At 74.3% G+C, this 5,696-nt stretch carries 6 protein-coding genes and 1 pseudogene; all 7 read left to right on the plus strand.

Going from position 1 to position 5,696, the window contains the following annotated elements; genetic code table 11:
- A partial coding sequence (gene pyrF, locus D8M29_RS07560) for an orotidine-5'-phosphate decarboxylase (protein ID WP_238693350.1) occupies window positions 1-849 on the plus strand: 849 nt, incomplete at its 5' end.
- Between the two features lie 138 nt (window positions 850-987).
- Window positions 988-1,302, plus strand: coding sequence for an integration host factor, actinobacterial type (gene mihF, locus D8M29_RS07565; RefSeq protein WP_010078601.1), 315 nt, complete (start codon window positions 988-990; stop codon window positions 1,300-1,302).
- 71 nt (window positions 1,303-1,373) lie between these two features.
- Complete coding sequence (gmk, locus tag D8M29_RS07570; RefSeq protein ID WP_078025473.1) at window positions 1,374-2,024, plus strand: guanylate kinase; 651 nt, start codon at window positions 1,374-1,376, stop codon at window positions 2,022-2,024.
- A 66-nt stretch (window positions 2,025-2,090) separates the two neighbouring features.
- Window positions 2,091-2,531, plus strand: a complete 441-nt coding sequence (gene rpoZ, locus D8M29_RS14415; RefSeq protein WP_010078603.1) for a DNA-directed RNA polymerase subunit omega — start codon at window positions 2,091-2,093, stop codon at window positions 2,529-2,531.
- A gap of 7 nt (window positions 2,532-2,538) precedes the next feature.
- Window positions 2,539-3,348 carry a phosphopantothenoylcysteine decarboxylase gene (locus tag D8M29_RS07580; RefSeq protein WP_127445881.1) on the plus strand — a complete coding sequence of 270 codons (810 nt, stop codon included), beginning with the start codon at window positions 2,539-2,541 and terminating at the stop codon, window positions 3,346-3,348.
- A gap of 15 nt (window positions 3,349-3,363) precedes the next feature.
- Window positions 3,364-4,626, plus strand: coding sequence for a methionine adenosyltransferase (gene metK, locus D8M29_RS07585; RefSeq protein ID WP_010078605.1), 1,263 nt, complete (start codon window positions 3,364-3,366; stop codon window positions 4,624-4,626).
- 124 nt (window positions 4,627-4,750) lie between these two features.
- Window positions 4,751-5,696, plus strand: a pseudogene (locus D8M29_RS14420) (primosomal protein N'); the annotation flags it as partial.

A 5,696-nucleotide genomic window follows, 5' to 3' on the forward strand; every position in this document is an offset into this window, starting at 1 on the left:
TCCTTCGGGCGGCGGCTGGCCCACGCCATGGAGACGGCCGGTCCGCTGTGCCTCGGCGTGGACCCCCATCCGGGCCTGCTGCGGCAGTGGGGCCTGAGCGACACCCCGGCGGGCCTCGAGGCGTTCTCCCTAACCGCCCTCGAGGCGGCGGTGGGTCCCGAGGGGCCCCGCGTGGCGGCGATCAAGCCCCAGGTGGCGCTGTACGAGCGCCACGGATCGGCCGGCCTGGCGGCCCTGGAGCGGCTGCTCGCGGCCGCCCGGGACGCCGGGGTGCTCACGATCGCGGACGCCAAGCGCGGTGACATCGGCTCCACCATGGACGGCTACGCCGCCGCGTGGATCGCCGACGCCTCGCCCCTGGCCGCGGATGCGGTGACGCTCAGCCCGTACCTGGGTTTCGGCACCCTCGTGCCGACCATCCGCGCCGCCCACGAGGCCGGCCGCGGCGTGTTCGTCCTCGCGCTGACCTCCAATCCGGAGGGCCGCGAGGTCCAGCACGTGGGCGAGGGGTCGGCCGAGGGATCGGTCGCCCGGCGCATCGCCGCGGCGGCGGCCGCCGAGAACGCGGCCCTGCGCGGCGACGACGCGTGGGGGCCGGTGGGACTCGTCTGGGGGGCGACGGTGGCCGCCGAGGCGGACCGCCTCGGCCTGGACCTGCCGGCCCTCGGCGGGCCCCTGCTGGCGCCCGGGTTCGGTGCCCAGGGCGCCACGGCCCGGGGCATGCGGGCCGACTTCGGGACGGCCTGGCCGCAGGTCTTGGCGACCTCGTCCCGCGGCATCCTGAGCGCGGGCCCGTCGGTGGCCTCGCTGGTGGACACGATCGAGGAGAATCGCGCCGCCCTGCGGTGACGCCCGCGTCCTCCCGGCGCGCCCGTGCCGTGTGGACGGGATGGTATCTTCCCTTTCGATCGGCTGTGCTCGTCGTCCTTGACCATGGAAGGGTCACGACGGGGCCGGTGGGGAACGAGAGGCATCGAGGTCAGACCCATGGCGTTGCGGCAGCTCAGTGTGCAGGAGAGGGCGGAGGCCCGGAGGAAGGCCCTCCAGGCCCGCCAGGCGCGGGCGGAGCTCAAGGCGGCCTTCGCCGCCGGTGAGGTCGGCCTGGCCGACATTTTCGCGCGCGCGGACGCCGACGACGCCGTCGCCCGTCTGCGGACCGTGGACCTGCTGCTGGCCCTGCCGGGCGTGGGCGAGGTCCGGGCCCGGGAGGCGATGGCGGGGTGCGGCATCTCGCCGCGGCGTCGGCTGGGCGGCCTGGGCCGTCGTCAGCGCGAGGCGCTGATCGCCTATATTGGCCGGTGACCCCCACATCCCGGCGGGTCGGCGCCGGCCCGGGTGACGGGTCTGCGAGGCCCGTCCCACCAGGAGGATGCGTGACCGACACGTTCGACCCCGGACCCGCCCCCGCCGTCCCGGTGGCCCGCACCGTCGTCCAGGAACGCCCCCCGGGCCCGGGCGTCACCGTCCTGGCCGGCCCCACCGCCGTCGGCAAGGGCACCGTGTCGGCCTATGTCCGCGAGCACTACCCCGAGGCCTGGCTGTCCGTCTCCGCCACCACCCGCCCGGCGCGCCCGGGCGAGGAGGACGGGGTGCACTACTACTTCACGACGCCGGAGGAGTTCGACTCCCTCGTCGAGGCGGACGAGATGCTGGAATGGGCCGTCGTGCACGGCGTCCACCGCTACGGCACGCGGCGCGACCGCGTGATGGAGGCCGTGGCGCAGGGCCGCCACGTCCTGCTGGAGATCGACCTGCAGGGAGCGCGCCAGGTCCGCCGTGCGCTGCCGGAGGCCACCTTCGTGTTCCTGGCGCCGCCGAGCTGGGAGGAACTCGTGTCCCGGCTGCTCGGCCGCGGCACCGAGAGCCCGGAGGAACAGCGCCGCCGGCTCGAAACGGCTAGACTGGAACTCGCCGCGGAACCCGAGTTCGACGCCGTCGTCGTGAACGACCGCGTGGAGCGGGCCGCCGAGGAACTGGTGAGACTCATGGGGCTGGACCCCGAGCGCCGTCCGACCGAGGCCTGAGGACCGGCCGCACCGACGCCGCACCCGGCGCCGACGTGACAGTGAGATGAAGACTTTGGAGACCCCGTGACCGAACAGTACGAAGGCATCGTCAACCCGCCCATCGACTCCCTGCTGGAGCGGGTCGACTCGAAGTACGCCCTGGTGCTCTTCGCCGCCAAGCGGGCCCGGCAGATCAACGCCTACTACTCGCAGCTGCACGAGGGGCTGTTCGAGTACGTCGGCCCGCTCGTGGACACCCAGCTGAACGAGAAGCCGCTGTCCATCGCCCTGCGCGAGATCGAGGCCGACCTGCTCGTGTCCCGCGAGGCCGTCGAGGCCACCCCGGAGGCCGACCTGGCCGCCGAGGACTTCGGCGACTTCTCCCTGCCGGGCGAGGACGACCCGTTCGCCACCCTCGAGTCGGCCGACGCCCACCAGCCGATGGGCGATCCCGCCGCCATCGAGGAGGCCGCCGAGACGGTGCGCGCCGAGGAGGGCACCTCCGAGGACGCCCCGGAGGCCTGAGCCCGTCATGGAGATCGTCCTCGGGGTCGGCGGCGGCATCGCGGCCTACAAGGCGGCGCTGCTGCTGCGCCTGATGACCGAGGCCGGCCACGGCGTGACCGTGGTGCCCACCGCCAACGCCCTCGAGTTCGTGGGCGCGGCGACGTGGGAGGCCCTCTCCGGTCGCCCGGTCCGCTACCTGGGGAACCGCTCCTCCGGCAAGCAGGGGGCCGCCCTGGCGCGCGCCGCCCTCGAGGCCGGCGCCACCGTGCGGTTCGTCGCCGGGTCCATGTCCGTCCCGACGCCCGAGGGCGTCGAGCGCGTCGTGCCCGTGGAGTCCACGCAGGACCTGCTCGAGGCCGTGCTGGCGGAGGCCGCCGACGCCGACGTCCTCGTGATGGCGGCGGCCGTTGCGGACTTCCGACCGGCCGAGGTCTCCGACGCCAAGATGAAGAAGGGCGACGACGGCGGCGCGCCCGTCATCGTGCTCGAGCGCACCCCGGACGTGCTCGCCACGGCCGTGCGGACCCGCTCCGAGGGCGGGCCCATGGCCCCGCTCATCGTCGGCTTCGCCGCGGAGACCGGCGACGCGACGTCCTCCGTGCTCGAGTACGGCCGGGCCAAACTGGCGCGCAAGGGCTGCGAGATGCTCGTGGTCAACGAGGTCGGCACGGACAAGGTGTTCGGCCGGGACGAGACCGCCGTGACCATCCTGTTCGCCGACGGCCGCCCCGCCGTGGAGACCGTGGGCTCCAAGGACCAGGCGGCGGCCGCCGTCGTGCAGGCGATCGTGGATGACCTCGCCGGTCGCGACCCCGCCGGCGCGTCGGGCCGCTGACCTAGACTGTGCGGCATGACCGATGCCGCCTCGCTGAGCCCCGCCCGCCACGCCGACCCGTATTCGGGGGTGGGCGGCGGAGAGCTCCGCCTCTTCACCTCCGAGTCCGTCACGGCGGGCCACCCCGACAAGATCTGCGACCAGATCTCCGACGCCATCCTGGACGCGATCCTCGCCGCCGACCCGTCGGCGAAGGTGGCCGTGGAGACCCTGACCACCACCGGCCTGGTGCAGGTGGCCGGCGAGGTGAACACCTCGGCGTACGTGGAGATCCCCAAGATCGTGCGCGAGACCATCCTGGACATCGGCTACGACTCCTCGGCCAACGGCTTCGACGGCGCCCAGTGCGGCGTGAACATCTCCATCGGCCAGCAGTCCTCGGACATCTTCGCCGGCGTCTCCCGGTCCCTCGAGGCCCGCGAGTACGGCTCGGCGGACGAGGTGGACGAGCAGGGCGCGGGGGACCAGGGCATCATGTTCGGCTACGCCACGGACGAGACCCCGGCGTACATGCCCATGCCCATCTACCTCGCGCACCGGCTCTCCGAGCGGCTCACCGCGGTGCGCCGGGCGGAGAACACGCCCATGCCGTACCTGCTGCCGGACGGCAAGACGCAGGTCACCATCGGCTACGCGCCCGGCCACGTGCCCACCACGGTCGAGGCCGTGGTGGTCTCCACGCAGCATCACGAGTGGGTCACGCAGGAGCAGCTGCGGGCGGACGTGGAGGAGCACGTGATCCGGCCCGTCATCGAGCGCTCCGGCCTCGACACCTCCGGCATGCGGATCATCATCAACCCGGGCGGCAAGTTCGTCATCGGCGGCCCCGTGGGCGACGCCGGCCTCACCGGTCGCAAGATCATCGTGGACACCTACGGCGGCATGGCCCGGCACGGCGGCGGCGCCTTCTCCGGCAAGGACCCGTCCAAGGTGGACCGCTCCGCCGCCTACATGCTCCGCTGGGTCGCGAAGAACGTGGTGGCCGCCGGCCTCGCCTCGCGCGCCGAGTTCCAGGTGGCCTACGCGATCGGCTCGGCCCGGCCCGTGGGCCTGTACGTGGACACCTTCGGGACGGCCACGGTGCCGGAGGAGAAGATCATCGAGGCCGTGAACGCGGTGTTCGACCTGCGTCCGGCCGCCATCGTGAAGGAGCTGAACCTCCTGCGGCCCATCTACCGACGGACCGCCGCGAACGGCCACTTCGGCCGGGACGACGCCGACTTCACGTGGGAGCGCACGGACCGCGTCGAGCAGCTGCGCGCTGCCGCCGGCCTCTGATCCGGAGGCGGGCATCACGGACACGCTGTTCGCCCTCCCGGAGCCGGAGGACGCGCCCCGACTGCCGGAGCGGGCCGAGGGGTGGCCGGAGCGGCCGATCGCCCGCGTCCTGCTGGACTCGCCCGTGCCGCACCTGGACCGCGAGTTCGACTATCTCGTGCCCGTGGCCCTGGACGACCGGGCGGTCCCCGGCTCCCGCGTGTCCGTCCGCTTCGGCGGACGGGCCATGACGGGCTGGCTCGTCTCGCGGGAGCAGGAGCCGGCCACCGGCGCCCAGCTCACCGAGCTCACCGGCGTGCTCACCGCCATCCCGCCGCTGACGGAGGAGGTCCTGGCGACGGCTCGCGCGGTGGCCCGCCGCCAGGCCGGCGTCGTCACGGACGTGCTGCGGGCCGCGGTGCCCCCGCGCGTTGCGCAGGTCGAGAAGGCCGCCCTGGCGGAGGACGCGGAAACCGCCGCGGACCACCCTGTGACGCTGACCGGCACGGACGCCGAGCGCCCGGAGCCTCCCGCGGCGGAGGAGGGCCTCGTGCCCACGGTGTGGGAGTCCCTCGAGGGGGGCACCGCGTTCGTGTCCGCCGTGCTGGCCGGGGACGCCGCGCGGGCGGCCGCCGTCGTGCCCTCGCGCCTGTTCGAATGGGACGAGGCGGGCGCGCTGGCCGCTCTGGCGCGCACGGTGGCCGCCTCGGACGGCGGCGTCCTGCTGCTGGTGCCCGACCACCGCGACCTCGACCGGCTCTGCGCCGCCCTCGACGAGCACGTGGGGGAGGACGCCTACGCGCGGATCGGCTCCGAGGACGGCAACACGCCCCGGTACCGCGCCCACCTGGCCGCGCTGCGCGGCACCCGGCGCATCGTGGCCGGCACCCGGGCCGCCGTGTGGTCGCCCGTGCGCGACCTGAGGCTGGTGGTGCTCTGGGACGACGGCGACGACGCGTGGGCAGAACCCCGCGCGCCCTACTTCCACGCCCGAGAGGTCGTGTTGGAGCGGGCCCGCGCGACCGGCGCGGCGCTGCTCTTCGCCGGGCCCTCCCGGTCCGTCCCGGTGCAACGGCTCGTCGAGTCGGGCT

This window comes from Micrococcus sp. HSID17227 (assembly GCF_003989405.1).
Taxonomy (GTDB): domain Bacteria; phylum Actinomycetota; class Actinomycetes; order Actinomycetales; family Micrococcaceae; genus Micrococcus; species Micrococcus luteus.

Bases quoted from the DNA above. Each gene is read 5' to 3' on its own strand.
- mihF (WP_010078601.1), top strand. From the start codon at position 988: ATGGCGTTGCGGCAGCTCAGTGTGCAGGAGAGGGCGGAGGCCCGGAGG.
- D8M29_RS07580 (WP_127445881.1), top strand. From the start codon at position 2,539: ATGGAGATCGTCCTCGGGGTCGGCGGCGGCATCGCGGCCTACAAGGCG.
- metK (WP_010078605.1), top strand. From the start codon at position 3,364: ATGACCGATGCCGCCTCGCTGAGCCCCGCCCGCCACGCCGACCCGTAT.